We start from the raw sequence: 22,478 nt of genomic DNA, 5'->3' as shown, positions 1-22,478 counted from the left end.
TCTATCCAATTTATCCCTTTAATCATAAAAATACAACAACTTGACTTTATATCTGGACAACCCGCCAAAAAATTGATATTATTATAAGGTTACTCACGCTAACTATTACCCAAGCTAACTAATTAAGGGGGTTTTTCCCATAAAGAACACACACACGTTTTTTCACGAGCTTATCCTATTGTACCGTCCATTTGAAAATCGGCTGAACGAGCAGCTGAACAAACACAACATGCACCGTGCACAGTGGACTATTTTGTATTATTTATACAATTATGGCCCTTCAACAAATGTGGAGATTTCCCATTATCATGGCGTGGAGAAACCAACCATCACCAGAACTATAAATCGCCTGGAGGAAATGGGTTATGTGGGACAGGCGAAGAGTAAAGACAAACGTGAAAAACGAATGAAGCTTACGGAAGCTGGCTCAATTGTATATGAAAAGATTCGCATCACAATCGATCAATTTGAAGAAGAAATTTTATCCGGAATTTCATATGCGGACCAGCAAAAGACAATCCAACTGATGAAAGAAATACGAAACAACATGATGAAAAAGGAGACAGTGAAGTGAATCAATCAAGAGCAAAACTTTGGACAAAAGATTTTATCATCGTATCATCCGCAAACTTTTTCTTATACCTGGTCTTTTATTTATTATTGGTTACAATGGCTGTTTACGCAGTTGAACAATACGGTGTTTCCGAAAGTCAGGCGGGTCTTGTAACGGGAATTTTCATTATCGGTACATTAATCGGACGACTGTTTATCGGACGCATGATTACCACAATCGGCAACAAACGCATGCTGTATTTCGGACTGATTTTTTTCGTTTTCATATCGCTTCTTTATTTTATCCAAGCAGGCATCACGTTTCTGCTGATCACCCGGCTGCTGCACGGTATCGCTTTAGGGATGGCAAGTACGGCAACCGGAACAATTGTCGCCGAAGTAATTCCGGAAGTGCGAAAAGGAGAAGGGATCAGCTTTTACAGCATGAGTATTACACTTGCTACAGCTATCGGTCCTTTTATCGGGCTGTTCATGAGCCAGCATGCGGGATTTTCAGTCATCTTCGGCTTTTGTCTCGCACTGGGAATTATCAGTTTGATCATTGCGCTCTTTTTGAAAGTACCGGAAGTGGAAAAACCGGTGAATGTTGAGAAGAAAGCACAATGGAAACTTTCGAATTTTATTGAGCCGAATGCACTGCCAATTGCACTTGTAATTCTAATTGTATCCCTTGGGTACTCCAGTGTGCTTTCCTTTATTAATTTTTATGCAATTGAAATTGACCTGGTCGAAATGGCAAGCGTGTTCTTTGTAGTTTATGCAGTTGCAATCCTTGTATCACGTCCATTCACAGGACGCCTGATGGATGTAAAAGGTGCCAATTCCGTTATGTATCCGGCGTTTATTTTGTTTACAGCGGGGTTATTACTGCTAAGTACTGCGGAATCGAGTATTCCATTATTACTGGCCGGTGTTCTGATCGGACTCGGTTTCGGTAATATGCAATCAACCACACAGGCGATTGCGGTAAAAGTCACGCCTCCTTCACGTGTGGGACTTGCCACATCAACCTATTATATTGCGCTTGACGCAGGACTCGGTTTTGGGCCATATGTGCTTGGATTCATCATTCCGATAACCGGATACAGCAACCTGTATATTTTAATGGGTGCTCTCGTGCTTATAACAACGGCGTTATATTATTTCATGCATGGGAAAAGAGAAAGTACCGTATTAAAAACTGTCAACGCAACTGAAGCACAATAAGTACATGTTCCAAGTGGGAATAGTCCACTTGGAACATTTTGATTACATATAGGCGGATACCGAAATCGAAATATATCCACGATTTTGTATGTGATATCCACGATACTGACACAAGTATCCACGTTTTATCAACCTTTTATAAACTCGCCATTAAAGACCCCAGTAATCCGCCCGTCTTTGTTTAGCCCTTTCTTTTTTAAGCCGATTCGCCTCTGCACTTCCCACTTCTTTGGAAAACTCGGAATCCTGTTTGCTGGAATCAAATCCCTGCTTGTTCTTTTGGTCTGCGTCATGTTTCTTTGTTCGCTTTGCCATCATAGCCCTCCTTTTTGCCTTAGTATTAAAAATCTGGCCGGATTTATGCGAGCGGGCCTTTGAAATACTGATAAAGTGCAGTATCTAACTGATAAAATCCATGAAGTGACTGATAAAATTTCAAAGTGACCGATAAACCGCGGTATCTGACTGATAAAACCCGTCAAGTGACTGATAAACCAGGAAGGGATGATAAAACATACAACGAATGCATCATAAAAAGACCTCTCCAAAGGTGTTGCCTTCGAAAGAGGTCTTTTCCAGGTTTCACTTAAACCAATTTTATAGCATCTGCAACCGGTGTCGAACCGCCTACAACCTGAAATTCTTTTCCAACGGTCGTTTCATCCTGCAGACTTGCAAGCAGAACTCTGGCAATGTCTTCTCTCGGAACTTCTCCCCGTTCCACTTCAGATGCAGCAGTAACGTTTCTAGTTCCTTTATCATTTGTCAGCAATCCCGGATGAACAATCGTATAATCCAAATCCGTATTACGGAGCCAAACATCTGCATAATGTTTTGCAATCACATATGGTGCAAAGGATGCGTTCGCTTCCTGAATTGCTTCACGGCTTGTATCATACGAACTCACCATTACGAACCGTTTTACATTAGCAGCTTTTGCCGCTTCAATGGTTTTCACGGCGCCGTCAAGATCCACCATAATCGTTTTGTCTTTACCTGTGTGCCCGCCGGAACCTGCTGTAAATACAACCGCATCAGCGCCTTCAGCAGCCTTTGCAATAGGATCAATGTCACCTTCCAGATCGACAATTTCCGTTTCCGCACCCAAATCTTCAAAATAGGATGCCTGCTCCTGCTTACGTATCATCGCTTTTGCTTCCATCCCATCTGTTTCCTGAATAAATGAAACCAGATGTTTGCCGATTTGACCATTCGCACCTACTACAAGAACCTTCATATGATCAACCCTTTCATAAATGATAGAAACTCAAATCGCTTCTGTTCGCTTTTCAAAGTCCTGTTTCCCACAAGACCTTTAATCGTTATTCTAACACTTTTTATTATTATTCCGAAAAGTTTTGCATTATTTTGGACTTCCCTGAAATGGACTGTTCATTGAAACGATAGTAATAAGCTGGTTATTAAGTTCTTGTATGGATGTATCATAACCTTCCCGGTGCCATTCAATCAGAATCCCAAGAATAGCGTTTGTCTGGTAACTGATTAAATAATCGTAATTGATATCCTGTTCCATTTCCAGCCTGTCTTTTTTAATGGACTCCTTCATGAACGAACGGATTGTATCAAATAACAAATAATAATACATCATTGGAATCCGTTCATCGAAAACAATTTGATAAAAACTCTGATATTCCTTCACGTGATGAAATATCTTGATCATATCTGCCTGGATCTTTTCAATCTCATAGTTAGTTTTATGATATGGTTCCTCATACGACTTCTGCAAATCATAAATAATCACCTCTACATAATGTTTAAAAACTTCGTGAACATCCTTATAGTGCATGTAAAAGGTTCCGCGGTTAATTTTTGCCAAACGGCACAGTTCTGCGATTGTAATGGATTCCAGAGGCTTTGATTTCAATAATGTCAGCAGCGCACGCCGCAAACTTTCCTGTGTTTTGATTATCCGAAGATCCGTTTTCAAATTTTTTCACCCCATAATTAAACACTTTTAAATACAAGTGTTGATTACTGAACATAAACCGTACTTTCCGTTGTTTGTGGTTCTTTTCACTATCCAGTATAATTTTTATTGTACACATGTTCAATAAGTTCTTGAGGAGGAATTAAGTTGAAATTAAAAGATAAAGTGGCGATCGTTACTGGAGCAGCTTCCGGAATGGGAAAGGAAATTGCAAAATTATATGCTAAAGAAGGCGCGAAGGTTGTTGCAGCTGATTTGAATTTGGAAGGTGCCAAAGCTACGGTTGACGAACTCACCGAACATAATGGAACCGCCAAAGCCATTCAGGTCAACGTTGCACAACAGGAAGATATCGATAACATGATTGATACAGCAGTAGCTGAATATGGAACCTTGGATGTTCTTGTCAATAATGCTGGTATTATGGACGGGTTTGAACCGGTCGGGGATATTTTAGATGAACGCTGGGACCTCATTTTTGATGTGAATACGAAAGGTGTTATGCGGGCGATGCGCAAAGCATTGCCGATTTTCCTGGAAAAAGAAAACGGCGTCATCATTAATACCGCCTCAACCGGCGGATTTAACGGTGCCCATGCGGGCGCAGCATACGGGGCATCTAAACATGCAGTAATCGGACTGACTAAAAACACCGGTTATATGAAATATACTTCGCTTTCCTCGGGAAGCTGCTGAGCCTCCTCGTGCTTACGCACTGCGGGGTCTCACCTAGGCTTTTCCTCCCGCAGGAGTCTCCGCATATTTCCTACGCTAATCCTTTAATTGTTCGTCTTTTGAATTACCCTTTTCTGAAATGTCCCAGCCTATTCTTTCACTTCCCGTAAACACAATCGGAATTCCCCTACCTGTCCACTTTCATACAAGTTTGTAATCGAAGTGGAATACTCACGGATGTTTCCTCTAAATGCCAAGCCTTTTTCAGGAACTTCTATATCAAACATACCTTTGTATAAAAGCGTGGTAATATCATGGTAGCCTTCACTCGTAACTTTGAATTCTACACAAAAGCCATCGGGATTTTCTTCGTAGCTGTCCACCTGAATGGGCGTGTCATTTAAGATGATTTCATTTACCAAACCAGCACCTCCCTTGTTTTAATAGCACTACAAGCAGCAAAGGGTTTTCAAATAAAATAAAAGCCAATCCCCATTATAAAGTAAGCGGCCAACAATACAGCACCGTCAAACCAGTTTGAATCGCCATCGTTTGACAGCATAATCATTAGCAATACCGCCGTTACCATGCTGATTAATTCCGGCCAAGTGAAAATGAGCGGCATTGATGTCGTAAAAATCAGGGACAGAAGAACGAGAATAGGCAAAACAAACATTGCCACCTGGAGTGTTGATCCGACAGCAATTTGCACCGCAACATCCATTTTATTTTTATAGGCCATCATAACGGCCGAAGCATGTTCTGCCGCATTACCGACGATAGCAACAATAATTACCCCAATAAACAATTCAGACCATCCAAATGTCTTGCCGACTACATCAAATGTGTCCACCAAATGCTCTGAAATGTACGCAACAGCAATTGTCGCGACGGCCAGGATCACAATCGCCTTTATGTTGCCCCATTCCGGCTCCTCTTCTTCCTGACTGTTTTCATCCGGTTTAGCCTTATCTTGATACACACCACGATGGGTTACAAATTTAAACAGAAGTGCTGCCAGATATAACAGGATTAATATAACAGAAATTCCGATACTGATAATCATCGTATCCCGGTCATTCATCTCATGTGTGAACACTTCCGGAATAACAAACGCTACAATGACGGCAAAAATCAGGAGTCCCGCATTATGCCGCGCCTCCTGATCATCAAACGACTGACGTTTATATTTCAGGCCGCCAACAAAAAAAGAAAGTCCGGCAACCAACAATAAATTCCCAAGGACAGAACCTGTCAGCGACGCCAGAACGATACTGATCAAACCAGCTTTCAAAGCGAAAATAGAAATAATCAGTTCCACTGCATTTCCGAACGTCGCATTTAACAGCCCTCCGATTCTGGGCCCCATTGCAATCGCAAGGCTCTCTGTCGCCCGACCGATAATGCTCGCTAAAGCTATGATTGTTAAACAATACACGATAAACATAAGTACAGCTGACCAATGAAGGATAGCTCCAGCAACAGATACTGGTACACCAATTATACACAGCACCGTAAACACTTTATTCATGACTCGAATCCCTGCCTTCCTTGTCCGGTTAAAACTAGATTAACCAGCTAAAGAAGATATTATGAGGGATAACGTATCTTACTTGCCCCACACTTTTTCAGAGATTGATTTAATTAAGTGGAGTTTTTTCCACTGATCTTCATCCGTTAATTCATTTCCTTCTTCTGTTGATGAAAATCCGCATTGCGGACTCAAACATAGACGGTTCAATGGTACATATTGCGATGCTTCATGAATCCGGGCAATCACATTTTCCTCTTTTTCCAGTTCAGGTCTTTTCGATGTTACCAGACCAAGGACTACCTTTTTGTCACCTGAAACGTATTGAAGTGGTTCAAATCCGCCTGCCCTGTCGGAATCAAATTCCAGGTAATAAGCATCCACATTTTCATTTCCGAACAACTCTTCTGAAACCGGGTCATACCCGCCCGAATAATGCCATGTTGACCGGTAATTGCCGCGGCACACATGGGTAGTGACAGTTAAATCATCCGGCTTATCGGCAAGTATACGGTTATTCAATGCCACATATTCTTTGGCACGTTTCTCCAGATCAATGCCCTCATCAGCTGCGTTTTCCCGGTAATCCTTGTCACATAAAACTGCCCAGACAACCTCGTCCATTTGGATATTCCGGCAGCCTGCATCATAAAATGCCTGAAATGCTTTTTTATACGCCTGCACAACATCATCGTATAATTCTTCTTTATTGGGATAATGTTTTTTAGTATTTTCGATGTTATGCGGTTTAGTAATTTCGTATAAAAATTGAACTGCCGACGGAAAGGCTTGTCTTGCCATGATGCCTTCAGGAACAATCGACTGCAAAAATTGAAAATCCTTTAAAAATGGGTGTGCCGAGAAATCAATTTTACCGGTTATGCTTGCTGTTTCATTTCGGGTCTCGATTCCATTGAATTTCAAACCGCTTTCAGTAGCTCTTTTTTCGACTCCGTCAAGTCCCCACATAAAGTCCAGATGCCACCAGCTGCGGCGAAATTCACCATCTGTAACCGATTGAAGACCTGCAGCAGCTTGTTTTTCCACCAGTTTTTCAATTTCCTGATTTTCAATGGTGCGTAATTCTTCAGGTGTCAGTTTACTTTCTTTTACGGCTTCACGTGCATCTTTAATCCTGTTTGGCCGCAGAAAAGACCCTACGATATCATTTCGGAATGGAACTGTTTGTGTCATTGTCATTTACAATCCCTCTTTCGTTTGGCGTCATAAATTTTGAATTATTATTTTAAGTTTTGCAGAATCGCATACACTTCAGGGGCGCCTTTATCGATTCGGGCTGGTTTCCATTCCGAATTCACCCACATGTGCATTGTGGTTCCTTTTGCCAGCAATTTTCCAAAAGGTTCTGCCGCTTCTGCTCTCCCGCCGTTGTTGTTCATAAATTCCTCATCCGTTATTTTTCTTGCCTCATACGCAAACTCCAGTCGAACTGGTGAAAAACTCGCCGCTTTCGTGAAAACAGCGATACAGTCATCATACTGTGCTGATTTTTTATACGTAACATTTACATCCAGTACCGGAAGTAAAAATCCTGTCCGTTCCATTTCACTGTATGTGATACCGTAATGGCGCATACACTCCGTACGGGCATTTTCAAACCAGGTTATATAATTACCATGGTGTACAACTCCCATCCGGTCTGTATCTTTATACGGAACACGAAAATTTGTCTGATGCCAAGTGGATGTCATCTGATATTCCTCCTTACTTCAACAATTAGTTTCCTGAAAGCTTTTTCGCTGCGCTTTCTTTCAAACGGAATTTCTGCACTTTACCGGTGCTCGTCATCGGCCACTCAGATGGATCGATAAACCAAACATGACGGGGAACTTTAAAACGGGCAAGCCGGGATGAACACCAGTCAATAATATCTCTTCGTGTGCATGCTTCATCCTGCTTCAGCTCGATAAATGCAGCACCTGTTTCGGTTGTCAGTCTATCCGGTACACCGATGATATTCACCTGATTCACTGACGGATGCTGGGAGATGACAATTTCTACCTCACGGGGCGATACCAATTCTCCGGACACCTTATACATTTCTTTACTTCTGCCAAGAAGCTGAATATAGCCATTCTCATCAATCCGACCAACATCTCCTGTTCGCAGCCAGCCATCTTTATCGATGGCCTTAGCTGTTTCATCCGGTTTATTGTAATAACCGTGTGACACTGTGGCTCCCCGTACAGCAAGCTCACCAACAGCCCCTTCCGGTAAATTTGCCCTTGTATCCCGATCGATTGTTTTGTATTGAACTGGACTGCCGCTAAATTCCGGCAGTCCAGCTGCACCGCCAAGTTTCGGACGCCCAACCCTGGTCGAAATACGTTCCAGCGAATCACCAATTTCCGTTGTAACGCCTGATGATGCCACCTCTGTTTGCCCATAACCGGTAATCGTCTCTGTCAGACCCAGCACTTCTATTGCTTGTTCCCATACCGGGATTGGAGCCGGCGCTGCCCCGCACCACATGGCAAAAAGATGGGATAAATCAAATTCAGCTACGCGCGGATGATTCAATAATGAAACGAGTGTAGACGGAACACAAAGATAATCGTTCGCTTTATATTTTTCCATTAATTGCAGTGACCGAAGCGGAGATGCCCCAAGTGCCGATATGAATGAGCCCCCGACAAAGGACATCGCGAAAATCGCTTCAATGATTGCAAAGCAATGATAAAACGGAAGCGGTACAAACGTCACACGTCCATCCTCAATCGCCCTGCTCATGCAAGTGCTGTAGCCGCAGCGCAGGAGCATATCATCGGTAAGCATCACACCTTTTGGGCTTCCCGTTGACCCGGATGTATACATAATAATGGCTGCTTCATCCGGATAGCGGGATTCTGCCCACCTTTGCTCCAGTTCCTTGTCGGAAACAGATTCCGCCCCTTTGAGAAACGCTTCCCACCTCAGAAAACGATCATCTATCAACGCTTTTGCTTCATTTGGAATACAAATAATTTGCCCCAATTGACTGTTTTCCTGAAAATCTTCCTTATCCAGTAATTCCGCAACTGCTTGTCCATGATGCTTATCTTTTACCGTTTGATGCAAAAGCAAAAACTTAGTATCTGACTGCGAAATGATATAGGCAAGTTCATCTTTCGCAAGCATCGCATTAATCGAGATAAAAACAGCCCCGACGATGGATGAAGCAATCATCAATGACGGGTAAGCAGAATCATTATCCATTAAAACGGCAATATGGTCCCTTCGTTTCACCCCAAGCTTTATAAATGCTTTTGCATATTGAACTGCTCTTTCCCAAACTTCCCCATATGTTAATTGTTTATCATTGATGTAAAGGTATGGCCTGTCCTTGTATTGCGAACATGCTTTTTCGAAGTGTCCGGCAACCGTATCGCGCGGCCATGCCGGAAAGCGGTCTTCCAGCGCCTGTCGTCTTTCTGATACACTTTGACTGCGTGTAGTTTGATTTGCAGACATTCATGTTCCTCCTCTGTATAAGTTTCATGATGTTATATTTTTTTAAAAGCAATTACTGCATTATGACCGCCGAATCCAAATCCATTGGATAGGGCAATGTTAATGTTGCCTTCAACTGCTTTATTCGCAACATAATCCAAGTCACATTCCGAATCCGGTTCCTCCAGATTCATTGTCGGCGGAAACATATTTTCCGCCATACTTTTTAGCGTAATAACGGCTTCAGCACCACCCGCCGCACCAAACATATGTCCGAGCATCGATTTGGTTGAACTTGTTTTAAGGCGATATGCATGTGCACCGAAAACTTCTTTAATCGCTTTTGTCTCGGAAACATCACCAGCCGGCGTACTTGTCCCATGGGCATTAATATAATCAACGTCTTCCGGTTTAATGTCTCCACGTTCAATGGCCAATTTCATTGCTTTTGCAGCACCCCGGTAGTCCGGTTCGGTTATATGATACGCATCCGTTGTACTCCCATAGCCAATTATTTCCCCGAGAATAGGAGCATCACGCTTTTTTGCATGATCATATTCTTCCAAAAATAAAACACCAGCACCCTCTGACATAACAAACCCATCCCGATGCCGGTCAAACGGACGTGATGCTGCTTCAGGTATGTCATTCTTAGTTGACATGGCACGCATTTTGGAAAAGCCTGCAAAGTAAAGTGGTGTAATGGTTGCCTCTGCACCGCCGGCCAGAATTGCATCAGTGTATCCATGGGCAATATTTAAATAAGCTTCACCAATAGCATGATTACTCGTTGCACAAGCAGATACAGTCGCAAAACTTGGTCCGCGGAAGCCTGTTTTAATCGCCACCAGACCGGCAGCCATATTATTAATCATCGTTGGAATCAGGAAAGGTGATACCCGTCTTGTACCTTTTTCCAGCATCGTTTCATGATTACTTAACAGTGTTTGCAGTCCCCCGGTTCCGGAGCCGATGTAAACACCGACACGATCCTTGTCCACTGATTCCAAATCAAGTTCTGACTGTTCCAGTGCCTGCATTGCCGCAGCATGCCCGTATTGCGTAAATAAATCATATTTTTTTATTTCCTTTGCTTCGAGAAACTTTTCCGGATTGAAATCATCGATATAGCCGGCAATTTTGGTGCTGATGTCCTGATATTCTTCCGATTCCAGCGGCTTAATGCCGGATTTCCCCTTTTTAATATTGTTCCAAAGGGTCTCCACATCATTTCCCAATGGTGAAATAACACCTGATCCTGTTACAACAACTCTGCGTTTCAAGCTTACTCTCCTTTTCAAATGAATGACGTGTCTTTCATGTTTACATCTTAACACAATATGTTCAGAAAATAGGGAGAACCGATTCTTGTACCAGCGATTGAAAAATAATAAGATAATATTACAAACAGCTTGGAGGTAAAACAATGGTAAAAACGACTTCATTAAGCGCTTTGAAAGATTTAGCTGAAAAGAAGCTCAAGAAAAAAATCCTTATAAAAGTAATGTGGAACGATCATGAAAGAATAACGCTTTTGATTACGCCAAATATGAAAATTAACTCCTTCATATACGACAAAAAAGAAGGGTATCTGTTTTATAATCATGAAGGAAAACTTGTGGGGCATGATATCCCATATGTATTGCCGGAATCAGTATTCCTGGATGGAAAAGTGGTACTGGAAAGAACAAACAGCGGAAGATTAAAGATTAACAATCACCCTTTATCAAATGAAGACATCGAATTTTTAAAGGGATATGATGCTTAGAAATTAAACGGAAGGACAGTTTCGTTATTGACGCCAATGAACCTGTCCCTGCCAATGACGTTAAGCATTCAATAATGCAGAAGTTTTACGGTCAGAACCTGCCCATCGTTTGATACATTCAAGGATAAACCGATTTGTGCGATTGTTCGTTTCGATCACGTCTCTCGTTTGTTTTTGGTGCTCATTCGCCGGATTAACCGGATATTCCCCGCAAATATCGGTTCCAATAACAGTAGTGTTGCGAAAAATGGCCTTTACCATTTTCATCATTTGTTTCAACCGTAATGTCCCGTGATCCCAACCTGTTACAGCATCTTTTTTGTCCAACACATCCTTATCGATACTGACATAAACGGAATCCGTCGGTATATTGTTTAAAATAGATTTTATTATGGGAGATAAGTTTAATGGAAATAAATTTTTCTCGTACGTAACTGCTTTTGTTTTAAAAGATGAGGGGATATGTTCCGGCGCATCCTCGCCAGCACCGATAATAAATACTTTCTGAAGCATGGGAAGCTGTTGAAGGGAATTCAGTACCCAGGAACCACAGGAGATCAGGTCCTCACTGGGACTTGGAAGTGTGTCAGTATGATGGTCAAATAAAATTAATGTATACGGCTTCTCTATCCTTGACTGCAGCACATACGAAATGTAATGATAGTTTCCACTGCCGATAAAATGAAGGTTATTTGGTCTTCGTTGCAGCAGTTTATCGTCAATATGCCTTAAATTATCTTTTTCACAAAACAGATTGGTATTTGGCATCGATTCAAGTTCAATCCAGTTATAAGGGCCATTCCGGTAGAAAGATTGTTTAGTGTATGCCCCATCAAAGTTCAACAAGGTTACATTACTTTCCATTTTTATTTTCCTCCAGACAAACTTATATAATTTTCTTACATATCCATTCTATCACTCTGATGATCATGATCGCTAGAGTTACCACTTGTATATGTACTTGTACTTCTATTATATTATCATTATGATAATTATAGACCGATATAACATGTAAAAGGAGATTTGACATGGAGCTTAAGTACACTGGAAAAACGAAAGATGTCTATGAACTGGAAGACGGAAACTACCTGCTTCAATTTAAAGATGATGTCACAGGTACAGACGGTGTTTTTGATCCCGGCGCAAATACAGTAGGCCTGTCCATGGAAGGTGCTGGACGAGCAGGCCTGAAACTTACCAAATATTTTTTTGAAACATTAAAAGCAAAAGGCATCCCAACGCATTATATAGATGCTGATATCGAGCAGAGAACGATGACCGTTAAACCTGCAGAAGTATTTGGCAACGGCCTCGAAGTCATATGCCGATACCGGGCTGTTGGAAGCTTTTTACGCAGATATGGTCTTTATGCTGAGGAAGGCCAGCAACTGGACGCTTTCGTTGAAGTTACCTTGAAAGACGATGCGCGCGAAGATCCTCCGATAAGTGAAGATGCTCTTGACATGCTTGGCATTTTATCCAAAGACGAATACCAAGTGCTAAAAGAACTTACCCAGAAAATCGGGAATGTGGTTAAAGAAGAACTTGCCAAAAAAGACATCGAATTATATGACATCAAATTCGAATTCGGACGCACCGATGCAGATAAACAAATTGTTCTGATTGATGAGATTTCCGGTGGTAATATGCGAGCTTATAAAGACGGGGAGTATATTGAGCCGTTAGATTTGGAGAAGATGTTTTTATAAAGATACCTTAAGATGATAAAAGCTCATAACCCCTGTCGTTTCAAGGTTTATGAGCTTTTTGAGTAATTTAGCCATCGTGTTACTTTTTTTTCTTTCTGGTACTTTTTATCTTAATATCCTGATCTGCCCCAAATTCAGTCTGCAGATTCCTCTCTGTTTGTTTTCTTTTCTTTTTCTGCCGGATTTTCTCCAGTTTCTTTTCAAGTCTCTTTTCTTCAACTTCTTCTTCTCCCAAAACCTTCAGCATGGAAAAACTCATCAATATCAGGACCACTGTTAACGGTAAAGCACTGACAATAATTGCTGTTTGCAGTCCGCTCAAACCGCCTCTTCCCATCAAGATCAATGCAGATGCCGCAAGAAATAATCCCCAGCTCACTTTAACAAAATTGGGCGGGTTTAAACTGCCATTTGTTGTCTGCATGCCTAAGACGAAGGTGGCCGAATCAGCTGATGTGATAAAAAATGTGGCAATCAAAAATAAGGAAATGGTGGATAAGACACCGCTCCATGGCATCTCATTGAAAGTTGCGAACAGGGCAGTCTCCAAGCTTTGACCTGCAATATTTGTCCCCTGAAACAAATCGAAATAAATGCTCGTACCTCCGAAAACACCGAACCATAATATACAGACAGCTGTCGGCACAATCATGACGACAACTATAAATTCCCGGATTGTCCGTCCTTTTGAAATACGGGCAATGAAAGTACCGACAAACGGAGCCCAGGCTATCCACCAGGCAAAGAAAAAGATTGTCCAGTTTTGAAGCCATGCTGCATTCTCCTGATTAAACGGAGCCATCCGAAAAGACATAAACGGCAAATTCTGCAAATATCCACCGGTTGTTGTCATCAATAGATTAATGACAAATTGTAATGGGCCAAGAAATAAGAAGAGAATAAACAATACTACTGCAAGCCCCATATTCGCATTGCTTAAATATTTGATCCCCTTATTAATACCTGTACTTGCTGAAAGTATAAACAATCCAGTTGTTACCAGTATGATAATAATCTGTATCCAGAACCTGTTCGGAATTCCTGTTAAATAAGCTAGCCCCCCGTTAATCTGTGCTGCACCGAGTCCCAGCGAAGCAGCCACCCCAAACACCGTGGCAAATACTGCAATGATGTCAATGGTAATACCAATGGGCCCTTTTGTTTTTTCACCAAGAATGGGATACAATGTAGCACTCATTAACCCAGGGGCATCTTTCCTGAATTTAAAGTAGGCCAGTGCCAATGCTACAACGGCATAAATGGCCCAGGCATGAACCCCCCAATTTAAATACGTATACTGAAGAGCAATCTTTGCTGATTCCGTTGTACCTCCCTCTCCAAAGGGCGGTTTGGTCATGTGTGCAATTGGTTCTGACACCCCATAAAAGAGCAGACCAATCCCCATTCCAGCACTAAATAACATTGCAACCCATGACGCGCGACTGTATTCTGGTCGATCATCATCACGGCCTAATCTTAACTTTCCATACTTGCTGAAAACCAAATAAATCGCAAATATCAAAAAAGCCAAGGCTGACAGCAGATAAAACCAACCGAATTTTTCCAATAGAAAAGCCTTTGAACTTTCCATAACGCTAGTGATGTTTTCAGGAAAAACAACACCCCAGATCACAAAAATAACCGCGATAATCATACCTATCCAATAAACGTAAGTAACCTGCTTCAATATATCACCTTCTTCAGGCATAGCTTTTCCAAAACCGAAGATAATATAAATATTGTTTAAATAGGTACCTAAAAATGCTTAATGTATTGGTTCAATAGCTGAAAGCATCGTGACACTTGAAATCAATCATGTTGATTTCAGCGGAGAGATATTCATATTACCAAGAATTATTTACCAAAAAAGACCTGGTGTATAATACAAAATATACTTCTATAAAGCAGTTGTATATCACATAAAAAAGCCCAACCACTTGTCTATCAACGGTTTAGGCTTTTTTCTATACGCATTTTGAAATTTAAAAAGGCGTTCTGTTTGTTTTCTTTTCATTCAAGTCGTTGCCAACAATTTTTCCAAATGTTTTTCGGTCGGTGTTAAATTAATCAGGAAATAGGCTTCTCTTAATCTTCTTGCCGAATTACTCTTTTGCAGGTATGCCGCGCCACCATAATGTAACATGTCCCCGTGTACTGCTTTAATTGTCAGTTTGTCAATATCTAATCTGATTTGCAAGACTTCTTTCCAATCCAGATTATTGTGCTCCAGTAGTTTGGCTATCCTATCCTTAATAAGCAGATATTCCTGCTCTATCTCCTCGGGTTGAATCGATAAAAATGTATTAACCCCGCCTTGTTTTTGAGGTGCTCTTTTCATTGATTGAATGGACGCATTTGTGACCCCAAGACCAAGTGGAACTTGATACAATACAAAAGTTGACCTGATGTTTTCGCAAAACTCTGCGGCGCTATCACTGATTATCCATTTATCAGGAATAAATACATCGGCAAATCTGCAAGCAAATGTCGCACTGCCATTTACCCCCATGTAACCGACTTTTTCTTTTAAAGTTAATCCTTTTGCATTACAAGGTACAAAGGCCATCACCTGCTGACCTTCTTTTAAAGCAGCAACAACTGCAAACCAATGATTAACTTTTAAATTCGAAACAGAAGGAATATTTCCTGTTAACACATACCCGCCATCAGTACGTTTCGCTTGTAAATGCAGCTTTTCCAACCCAGCATAGTATTTCATAGGATTTGATAATCCTGTAGCCCCTAAAAAAATACCTTTTTCAAGAGATGGGAGTATATCCTTCTTTAAATACACATTCGAACTATTTCGTAAATAGGTTAATGAAGCAAGATGACACCATAAATTAAATGCAGTAGTCATACAATATTGTGCTGTCTTTTCCGTAACAAATAATTCCTGCTCCAATAGTTCACTGGTTGAAATACCATCAGAACACAACAAACCTATTTCACCCAACCCCGTTAAATATTCCTCGGCATAATAGGCTTCAGTATCAATTCTTCTGACAAAAGGTTTTAATTTCTCTTGAATCACAATGTCTAAGGTACTTGTAATTCCTGTTTCTTCTTTTACAACCATATATTAGTTTCCCCTTTTAATGAGACATGGTGATGCTTCATGTATTAGAAAACTAGCTTATCGCCAGGCCTTTGTGGCAAAAGCCTTAGTTGCACTTATGCAGTAAGAAAATTTTATACTTTCCAATCTTCCAACTAAACTGAAGATCTCTCATGATAATAAGAGATCTTCAGGAAATTAATCATATTAGTCATTGTTAATTTCAGTGATCGAATCAACTGGAGTTTGTACTGCTTCTCGTGCCCTTCTTACAGCAGGCTCATCCGGTGCATCATAGAAACATAGACATTTTGTCATATCTTCACATACATAAGTTCTTGAGAACGAAACTTCTGGAACTTCTGCATAGTGTACAGAGTTTTTCTTTTTACGTTCTAAATATTTATCCATTGTTAGACTTTCAGGTAAATTCCATTCCACCAGGTAATTTACTTTATCGGCTTGTTTTTTTACTTCTTCTAATTCTTTACCAACCAATCTCACTTCTTTTACTAATTCAACATTAACCTCTATTTGAGCTAAAGCGTCTTGCAGCTTATCACTATTCTCTGCCTCAAAAATAAAAAATACTCTGCTAAAATCTTTAGAAACCTGAACCTCAATAAGGTTATTCTTCTCTTTGCTCATCAGTACTATTTTTCTACCTTTCATCTTTCTCCCCCTTGTTGTTTAAATATTGAATTCAATTGGAGGTTTAGAATGAATCAATTCAAACTCATTTAAGATAAGTTTCCGGAAATATTGGAAGTCATCTCCGCTCCTATCCCTTGGCTTATATGTATGGATTGGTACCTCCCGTTTGATTTGACCAGGATTTGACCCCATAATAATGACACGGTCAGCCAGGTAAATTGATTCATCAATATCATGGGTAACTAAAATAACCGAAGTTTCAGCTTGCCTTTGAATCTTCAATAATTCATCCTGCAGAAAATAACGTGTAAATGTATCCAAAGCACCGAATGGTTCATCCATTAAAAGTAGGTCCGGTTCAATTGCGAGAGCGCGTGCAATGGCTACACGTTGTTGCATTCCACCCGACAATTGTGATGGAAACCGATCAAGCCTATCTTCCAAGCCGACCATATTTAAATAATAGAGTGCTTTTTCCCAACGCTGATTGGATGACAGATTTGTATTTTCCAAACCTAACTCCACATTTTTTAATACAGTACGCCATGGCAGAAGGCCGTAATCCTGAAACAACATCACAATTTTTCTGCTTGCTTTCGTTACTTTATCCCCCTTGAAATAAATTTGGCCAGCATCCGTTGTTAAAAATCCCCCAATTAAATTAAGGAGGGTACTTTTTCCACAACCACTTTTTCCTAAAATGGCAATGGTCTCTCCTTTACTGATTTTGAGGTTAATATTGTTCAATACTTGTTCTGATTTCCCTTTATTTTCATAGCTTTTATTCTGATGACCGGCATTTCATTCAATATATCCCCCCTATCCCTTAAATACCTATCAATTTAGTTGGTTTTATATGTGTGTTATTTTATAATATCTAATATAAAAAAAACAACTTAGTATTTAAATAATTGAAAACCTTTTTAAATCCGTAACTTAAAAAGGTTTTCACATATACTACCTCTTATTTCAGAAATAATAGCATATTGTTTGTCAATTTTGATTTGAAGCAGTGCAAAGAAAACTAAATGCCCCTCACTCCAACTGTTTCTTCCTCCCGTACATACGCTGTCTGCAGAGCTTGATCCAAATCAGCGATCAAATCATCCACATGTTCCAAGCCCACAGAGAACCGGAATAATCCATTACTTATACCTCTGCTTTCACGTTCATGCTCTGGCATTGCGGCATGTGACATGTTCGCTGGATACGAAAGGATGCTCTCAACCGCTCCAAGGCTCACAGCGAAAATAGGAATGCGAATGTGTTCAACAAACGTTTTGGCTTCAACTACATCGGCGATTTCAAATGATAGAACCGCTCCCGAACCTGTGGACTGCCTGGAGTGAGTGCCATGCCCCGGGTGTGAAGATAAGCCGGGGTAAAACACCATATTGATTAAAGGATGTTCATTTAAATAACCGGCTATATCGAGAGCTGTCTTGGATGAAGAATTCAGGCGCGCTCCAAGCGTTTTAATTCCCTGCAGCAACAGATAGGAATCCTGCGCACCTAATATAGATCCGAATGAATTTTGCAGAAAGGCTAATCGTTCACCAAGTTCTCCATTTTTTGTTACTGCTAATCCGGCAATAATATCACTATGGCCAGACAAAAATTTGGTGGCACTATGCAGCACGATATCTACCCCGATGTTAATTGGTTTTTGATAAAGAGAGGTCATAAAAGTATTATCAAGAAATGTTAAGCAGTTATTTGCCTTGGCAATTTCCACGACACCTTTAATATCCGTAATGTTCATACAGGGGTTTGAGGGTGTTTCGATGTAGATAACTTTTGTATTTTCTTCAACTGCTTCTGCAACTTTACTAAGGTCGGTCATATCAACAAAAGTGTGTTCAATTTTTAACTTGGACAATACTTTTGTAACAAAACGGAAGGTGCCTCCATATACATCCTTGGAAACCAGGACATGATCACCTGCAGATAAAAGCATGAAAGCTGTTGAAATAGCTGCCATTCCGGAAGAAAACGCCAATCCCCTCACACCCTCCTCGAGTTCAGCTATTTTTTCTTCCAATGCCTGCCTTGTCGGATTACCGGAACGACTGTAATCATACGGCCCAAAATCATCAAACGTTTCCTGGTGATAGGTTGATGATAAATAGATTGGCACGTTAACAGCACCCGTTTTTTGTTCAACGTCCAATCCTGATGACGTATGGATCAGATTTGTTTCCAGATGATTTTTATTCGTACTCATATCCAATTCTCCTCTCTATTTAATTTTGGAAAATACTTGTTTTAAGTCTGCTATTAAGTCTTCGGTTTGTTCAATGCCGACGGAAAAGCGCAATAACCGATTGTCAACTCCGCGGCGGGTTCGTTCCGCTTCTGGAATTTCTGCATGAGTTTGAGTTGCGGGATAGGTAATAAAACTTTCTACACCTCCAAGGCTTTCTGCAAATGAAATAAGCTCCAGGTTTTCCAAGAAAGGCTCAATCCAAATCACTTTCTGGAGACGAAATGAAAGCATACCGCCTTTGCCAGAGTATAATACATCAGCAACCATCGGCTCAGTTGATAAATAGGAAGCAATTTTCCGGGCATTTTCATCATGCTGTCTCATCCTTAGTGCAAGTGTTTTAAGTCCTCTGATGGTCAGCCATGAATCAAATGGGGACAAAACCGCGCCGGAAGCGTTATGGATTTCGGATAACTTTTCACATATAGATTCACCTTTAGCAATAACCAAACCAGCCAGCACATCATTGTGGCCGCCAATATATTTTGTGGCACTATGAATGACGATGTCAGCTCCCAGCTCAATTGGCCGCTGAAAGTAGGGTGTTAAGAATGTATTATCAACGATAAGCAGTAAATTGTACTCATGAGCGAGTGCTGCATATTGGCTGATATCTATTTCCTGCATTAGCGGGTTAGTCGGTGTTTCGATAAAAAGTGCTCTCGTTGCGGGAGTTATTAACTTCCTTATTACATCCACATTCAAAAACTCTGAATATATTGCACGAATATCATAAACATCCGAATAGTGTTGAAGCAGGCGATATGTTCCTCCATAGATATCTTCCGGAACAATCAGTTCATCACCGGAACGGAAAAGGGAAAGAACCAACTGAATAGCAGCCATTCCCGAACTGCAGGCATAGCCGTTGTCACCCGCTTCCAACTCAGCAATCCCATTTTCCAGAATGGCGCGTGTTGGATTTTTGGTACGGCTATAATCATAACCAGTGGACTTGCCAACCCCTTCATGGCGAAATGCTGTTGAAAGATACACTGGTGGATTTACAGCACCTGTAGCTCCATCACTGTTATTTCCTAATTGCACCAATTTGGTTTCAATGCTTTTTGCAGACATATTGTTCACCCTTTTGGAAAAAATAAAGGACCTCCAATTAGAAGAAGGCCCAAAAATGAAAACGTTCTTCTTATCATCAAGGAAGCATTAACCTTTTGGATTTAGCACCGGACAAATCCCTCCATCTCTCTTGATAAGATGTTATTGTTAATCAATTATGCTTTTAATCGATAATTTAAATTATGCGCTTGAAGTGTTTTATCTGTCCCGAATAGAAAATGCTTCTCCATATCAGGGGAGTATCTGGAATTTACTGTTTCAACACCCACAGCTTCCGCCACGGCCCGCAGCATCGCCGGTGAAGCACCACAGCATAGGCCAATATAGTTGATACCTGTGTCTTTTGCTTCTTTTGCCCATTCCGCCAGCTCATAACGGTTATGGTACAGCGGATCAAGAGCAGTCGGAAATGTTGTTTCTGTAGGTAAATGGCAGCTGCAGCCCCCATCAGGCAAATTAAAGAATGTCGGGTGTTCTTCATTTGTACGATATGGGATAGGCAAACCGCCGACATAACCGTCAACATTGTTTCGTATGGCGGCAAGATACGGCTGCATGGTATCAGGACCACGGAAACAATTCATACCAACGACCAATGCTCCTTTTTCGGAAAGTATTTTACAGGACTCTTCCACAGTGTATCCATCCCGTAAAATGTTCTCGCCCATTAACCCGAATGTAATGACTGCCGGCAAACTTTGTTTAGTAATTTCTTCCAGTGCTATTAGCGCCTCTTCATGGTAATAAAATGTTTCACCATTGATGAAGTCGACCCCTTCTTCTTTGCACCATGTAACCATTTCTGCAAATATATTTCTAACCTTTTCCTTTGACTCCGGATCATCCGGATTAAAGATATTGGTATTCGATATATTCCCTGCCACCAACGCTTCTTCTTTTGGATGCTCTTTGGCAACCTCTTTTGCAAGGCGAATAGCATTTCTGTTTAAGGGTTCCAGCAAATCTTCTTTTCCAATAATACGCATTTTTTCCCTATGAGCATTATATGTAAAAGCCAATACAACATCAGAACCGCCATTCATATAATCCCGATATGCCTGTTTTAATGCCTCAGGATTATCAAGAGCCACCTCAGGAACAAACGAACCTGCCTGCAAATATCCTCTGCGTTCCAATTCAAATAAATAGCCTTCCCCTGCAATTACGGTACCTTCTTTTAAACGATCTTCCAAACTGCGCTTCATAACATTTCCTCCTTTTGAATTTAGTTGTCGCAGTGAATTAAATAACGAAAAAACCCCCTTCTGAAATAAGAAGAGGGTTTTGCCGTGTGTTCAATACTCTTCTTATCTGCAAGCTTCACGCTTTCTGGAATTAGCACAGTACTAAAAAGTCTGTTGCTGAGGCTTCACAGGGCCAGTCCCTCTGCCTCTCTTGATAAGAGTTTCAGTATTCAATTATTGATTACTATATACAATACACGCAGTATTTTTAAAAGTCAAGAAAATTTTTTAATGCAACAAAACAGCCGGTTCAATGATTTGAGTTGCCGTTCAAAGCCGCTTTCTCGGTAGCATGAAGACGGTGCTCCACTTTATTTGGAACCTTTCCATCTCAGGACGATGGAAATCACCTGAATCTATTGTTTACTTGAATATCATTCCATACATCCTCCAAAGTCCAATAAATTAATAGACAAACTTTAATCGATTTAAAATGCTTATCCTTATTAACGCAAAAAAAAGACGATTGTCCAATCGGATTATTTTCCGAATAAACATCGCCATATCATCGTCTATAGGATACCGGTGGTCGGGGTCGAACCGACACTCCCGAAGGAACACGATTTTGAGTCGTGCTTTCAATTTTATAAATTTAATAATCGTTAAGAAACCGTGATTTGACCGTATATTCAAACGTCAATTGTGGCTTTCTTTTCGTCACTATTCATACGATTAACGAACAAGTTTCATTATAGTAGATTTTTAATTGTTTTGCAACCTTAATTTTATGTTCAATATTCCTTCTAAATAATGTAAACTGAATATATAAATAAGTGTGAAATTTGTAGCATATTATTCTTTTATGTCTTAGTACGAAAGAAGGTGTTAAGGACTTGAAGGAACAAAGAATCATCTTAGTATTGGGGATAATATTTATTTTTGGTGCACCTCTTTATTCGTTGGGATACATAACACTTGGGGACTTTTCCATATTCGGTTTTTCATTGGGTGCGTTGTTAATGAGTATTTCAAGTTTATTAGATAACCCTTTGAAGAAAGATAGTGAACAACATATCTTACGAAAGATAGCAAAGAATGTATTATTTATTCTTAGTATTGTTTTAATCGTTCTCTCTCCTATGCTTAATACAAACATAACCTTCCTCAAAAGGTTAGTTAACTCCATAGATTCTAACGTGTTTCTTCTATATAGTATAGGTTTTTCATTCTTCACTTTATTTGTAAGTGATTTATACAAAAAACAAGTCGAGACTAAGATAGAGAACGAAAAGAATAAAGCCGTGACCGACGCTTTAAATAAGTATGATGAAATGCTAAAGAAAAAATTCCAGAAAAAAGAGGATTGATTACTTAGGAGG

The 22,478-nt window shown here is 40.5% G+C and carries 22 protein-coding genes, 1 pseudogene and 1 riboswitch; of the genes and pseudogenes, 6 read left to right on the top strand and 17 right to left on the bottom strand.

Features of this window, described 5'->3' with window-relative positions; translation table 11 throughout:
• Positions 1-178 precede the first annotated feature (178 nt).
• Positions 179-574, top strand: coding sequence for a MarR family winged helix-turn-helix transcriptional regulator (locus tag B1K71_RS03680; RefSeq protein ID WP_342742108.1), 396 nt, complete (start codon positions 179-181; stop codon positions 572-574).
• Positions 571-1,779: an MFS transporter gene (locus tag B1K71_RS03675; RefSeq protein ID WP_077324661.1), complete on the top strand. Its 1,209-nt coding sequence runs from the start codon at positions 571-573 to the stop codon at positions 1,777-1,779. Before B1K71_RS03680 ends, B1K71_RS03675 begins: the two co-directional genes overlap by 4 nt.
• A 150-nt stretch (positions 1,780-1,929) precedes the next feature.
• Here the strand turns inward: B1K71_RS03675 and B1K71_RS19795 are convergent, their stop codons facing one another.
• The 3 genes from B1K71_RS19795 to B1K71_RS03665 all read right to left on the bottom strand — a co-directional run bounded on the left by B1K71_RS19795 (position 1,930) and on the right by B1K71_RS03665 (position 3,727).
• Entirely contained in the window at positions 1,930-2,094 is a 165-nt protein-coding gene (locus tag B1K71_RS19795; protein WP_175631821.1) for a hypothetical protein, read from the bottom strand.
• A gap of 271 nt (positions 2,095-2,365) precedes the next feature.
• Positions 2,366-3,016: an SDR family oxidoreductase gene (locus B1K71_RS03670; protein WP_077324660.1), complete on the bottom strand. Its 651-nt coding sequence runs from the start codon at positions 3,014-3,016 to the stop codon at positions 2,366-2,368.
• A 126-nt stretch (positions 3,017-3,142) separates the two neighbouring features.
• On the bottom strand, positions 3,143-3,727 hold the full coding sequence (locus B1K71_RS03665; RefSeq protein ID WP_077324659.1) for a TetR/AcrR family transcriptional regulator: 585 nt from the start codon (positions 3,725-3,727) through the stop codon (positions 3,143-3,145).
• A 147-nt stretch (positions 3,728-3,874) separates the two neighbouring features.
• Between B1K71_RS03665 and B1K71_RS03660 the strand changes: the two are divergent.
• Positions 3,875-4,390: pseudogene (locus tag B1K71_RS03660) on the top strand (SDR family NAD(P)-dependent oxidoreductase); the annotation flags it as partial.
• Between the two features lie 161 nt (positions 4,391-4,551).
• On the opposite strand, the gene B1K71_RS03655 reads toward B1K71_RS03660, so the two are convergent.
• From B1K71_RS03655 to fabF, 6 genes are all read right to left on the bottom strand, one after another.
• Positions 4,552-4,824 carry a DUF3219 family protein gene (locus tag B1K71_RS03655; protein ID WP_077324658.1) on the bottom strand — a complete coding sequence of 91 codons (273 nt, stop codon included), beginning with the start codon at positions 4,822-4,824 and terminating at the stop codon, positions 4,552-4,554.
• 47 nt (positions 4,825-4,871) lie between these two features.
• On the bottom strand, positions 4,872-5,933 hold the full coding sequence (gene cax, locus B1K71_RS03650) for a calcium/proton exchanger (RefSeq protein ID WP_077324657.1): 1,062 nt from the start codon (positions 5,931-5,933) through the stop codon (positions 4,872-4,874).
• Positions 5,934-6,011: 78 nt separating this feature from the next.
• Positions 6,012-7,133, bottom strand: a complete 1,122-nt coding sequence (locus B1K71_RS03645; protein ID WP_077324656.1) for a 5-methyltetrahydropteroyltriglutamate--homocysteine S-methyltransferase — start codon at positions 7,131-7,133, stop codon at positions 6,012-6,014.
• A gap of 41 nt (positions 7,134-7,174) precedes the next feature.
• The gene (locus tag B1K71_RS03640; RefSeq protein ID WP_077324655.1) at positions 7,175-7,645 is read right to left on the bottom strand and encodes an acyl-CoA thioesterase; all 471 of its coding nucleotides are present in this window, start codon (positions 7,643-7,645) and stop codon (positions 7,175-7,177) included.
• Between the two features lie 25 nt (positions 7,646-7,670).
• Positions 7,671-9,404, bottom strand: coding sequence for a class I adenylate-forming enzyme family protein (locus B1K71_RS03635; protein WP_077324654.1), 1,734 nt, complete (start codon positions 9,402-9,404; stop codon positions 7,671-7,673).
• A gap of 32 nt (positions 9,405-9,436) precedes the next feature.
• A complete protein-coding gene (gene fabF / locus B1K71_RS03630; protein WP_077324653.1) occupies positions 9,437-10,666 on the bottom strand; it encodes a beta-ketoacyl-ACP synthase II in 1,230 nt (409 codons plus the stop codon).
• Positions 10,667-10,809: 143 nt separating this feature from the next.
• Between fabF and B1K71_RS03625 the strand changes: the two genes are divergently transcribed.
• Complete coding sequence (locus tag B1K71_RS03625; RefSeq protein WP_077324652.1) at positions 10,810-11,151, top strand: hypothetical protein; 342 nt, start codon at positions 10,810-10,812, stop codon at positions 11,149-11,151.
• Between the two features lie 60 nt (positions 11,152-11,211).
• Here the strand turns inward: B1K71_RS03625 and B1K71_RS03620 are convergent, their stop codons facing one another.
• Positions 11,212-12,015 (bottom strand): arginase family protein, encoded by an 804-nt coding sequence (locus B1K71_RS03620; RefSeq protein ID WP_077324651.1) that lies wholly within the window; start codon positions 12,013-12,015, stop codon positions 11,212-11,214.
• A gap of 164 nt (positions 12,016-12,179) precedes the next feature.
• Between B1K71_RS03620 and B1K71_RS03615 the strand changes: the two genes are divergently transcribed.
• Complete coding sequence (locus B1K71_RS03615; protein WP_077324650.1) at positions 12,180-12,860, top strand: phosphoribosylaminoimidazolesuccinocarboxamide synthase; 681 nt, start codon at positions 12,180-12,182, stop codon at positions 12,858-12,860.
• Between the two features lie 79 nt (positions 12,861-12,939).
• Here the strand turns inward: B1K71_RS03615 and B1K71_RS03610 are convergent, their stop codons facing one another.
• The 7 genes from B1K71_RS03610 to B1K71_RS03580 form a co-directional block, all read right to left on the bottom strand.
• Positions 12,940-14,547, bottom strand: a complete 1,608-nt coding sequence (locus B1K71_RS03610) for a glycine betaine uptake BCCT transporter (RefSeq protein ID WP_077324649.1) — start codon at positions 14,545-14,547, stop codon at positions 12,940-12,942.
• A gap of 327 nt (positions 14,548-14,874) precedes the next feature.
• A complete protein-coding gene (locus B1K71_RS03605; protein ID WP_077324648.1) occupies positions 14,875-15,939 on the bottom strand; it encodes an acyl-CoA dehydrogenase family protein in 1,065 nt (354 codons plus the stop codon).
• Between the two features lie 186 nt (positions 15,940-16,125).
• Positions 16,126-16,590: a DUF4242 domain-containing protein gene (locus B1K71_RS03600; RefSeq protein ID WP_077324647.1), complete on the bottom strand. Its 465-nt coding sequence runs from the start codon at positions 16,588-16,590 to the stop codon at positions 16,126-16,128.
• Between the two features lie 18 nt (positions 16,591-16,608).
• Positions 16,609-17,319, bottom strand: coding sequence for an ABC transporter ATP-binding protein (locus B1K71_RS03595; RefSeq protein ID WP_077324646.1), 711 nt, complete (start codon positions 17,317-17,319; stop codon positions 16,609-16,611).
• Positions 17,320-17,596: 277 nt separating this feature from the next.
• A complete protein-coding gene (locus B1K71_RS03590) occupies positions 17,597-18,796 on the bottom strand; it encodes an aminotransferase class I/II-fold pyridoxal phosphate-dependent enzyme (protein ID WP_077324645.1) in 1,200 nt (399 codons plus the stop codon).
• 15 nt (positions 18,797-18,811) lie between these two features.
• On the bottom strand, positions 18,812-19,915 hold the full coding sequence (locus B1K71_RS03585; RefSeq protein WP_077324644.1) for a methionine biosynthesis PLP-dependent protein: 1,104 nt from the start codon (positions 19,913-19,915) through the stop codon (positions 18,812-18,814).
• A 155-nt stretch (positions 19,916-20,070) separates the two neighbouring features.
• Positions 20,071-21,120, bottom strand: a complete 1,050-nt coding sequence (locus tag B1K71_RS03580; RefSeq protein ID WP_077324643.1) for a homocysteine S-methyltransferase family protein — start codon at positions 21,118-21,120, stop codon at positions 20,071-20,073.
• Between the two features lie 99 nt (positions 21,121-21,219).
• Positions 21,220-21,320: riboswitch (SAM riboswitch) on the bottom strand.
• A 672-nt stretch (positions 21,321-21,992) separates the two neighbouring features.
• Between B1K71_RS03580 and B1K71_RS03575 the strand changes: the two genes are divergently transcribed.
• Complete coding sequence (locus B1K71_RS03575) at positions 21,993-22,466, top strand: hypothetical protein (protein WP_077324642.1); 474 nt, start codon at positions 21,993-21,995, stop codon at positions 22,464-22,466.
• Positions 22,467-22,478: the final 12 nt, after the last annotated feature.

The organism is Virgibacillus siamensis, assembly GCF_900162695.1.
Lineage (GTDB): Bacteria > Bacillota > Bacilli > Bacillales > Amphibacillaceae > Lentibacillus > Lentibacillus siamensis_A.
This window is presented reverse-complemented; position numbering and strand designations above follow the sequence as displayed.

Coding starts and splice junctions, on each gene's coding strand:
- B1K71_RS03590 (WP_077324645.1), bottom strand. CDS start 18,796: ATGAGTACGAATAAAAATCATCTGGAAACAAATCTGATCCATACGTCA.
- B1K71_RS03580 (WP_077324643.1), bottom strand. CDS start 21,120: ATGAAGCGCAGTTTGGAAGATCGTTTAAAAGAAGGTACCGTAATTGCA.
- B1K71_RS03645 (WP_077324656.1), bottom strand. CDS start 7,133: ATGACAATGACACAAACAGTTCCATTCCGAAATGATATCGTAGGGTCT.
- cax (WP_077324657.1), bottom strand. CDS start 5,933: ATGAATAAAGTGTTTACGGTGCTGTGTATAATTGGTGTACCAGTATCT.
- B1K71_RS03635 (WP_077324654.1), bottom strand. CDS start 9,404: ATGTCTGCAAATCAAACTACACGCAGTCAAAGTGTATCAGAAAGACGA.
- B1K71_RS03620 (WP_077324651.1), bottom strand. CDS start 12,015: ATGGAAAGTAATGTAACCTTGTTGAACTTTGATGGGGCATACACTAAA.
- B1K71_RS03670 (WP_077324660.1), bottom strand. CDS start 3,016: ATGAAGGTTCTTGTAGTAGGTGCGAATGGTCAAATCGGCAAACATCTG.
- B1K71_RS03640 (WP_077324655.1), bottom strand. CDS start 7,645: ATGACATCCACTTGGCATCAGACAAATTTTCGTGTTCCGTATAAAGAT.
- B1K71_RS03600 (WP_077324647.1), bottom strand. CDS start 16,590: ATGAAAGGTAGAAAAATAGTACTGATGAGCAAAGAGAAGAATAACCTT.
- B1K71_RS03615 (WP_077324650.1), top strand. CDS start 12,180: ATGGAGCTTAAGTACACTGGAAAAACGAAAGATGTCTATGAACTGGAA.
- B1K71_RS03625 (WP_077324652.1), top strand. CDS start 10,810: ATGGTAAAAACGACTTCATTAAGCGCTTTGAAAGATTTAGCTGAAAAG.
- B1K71_RS19795 (WP_175631821.1), bottom strand. CDS start 2,094: ATGGCAAAGCGAACAAAGAAACATGACGCAGACCAAAAGAACAAGCAG.
- B1K71_RS03605 (WP_077324648.1), bottom strand. CDS start 15,939: ATGGTTGTAAAAGAAGAAACAGGAATTACAAGTACCTTAGACATTGTG.
- B1K71_RS03585 (WP_077324644.1), bottom strand. CDS start 19,915: ATGTCTGCAAAAAGCATTGAAACCAAATTGGTGCAATTAGGAAATAAC.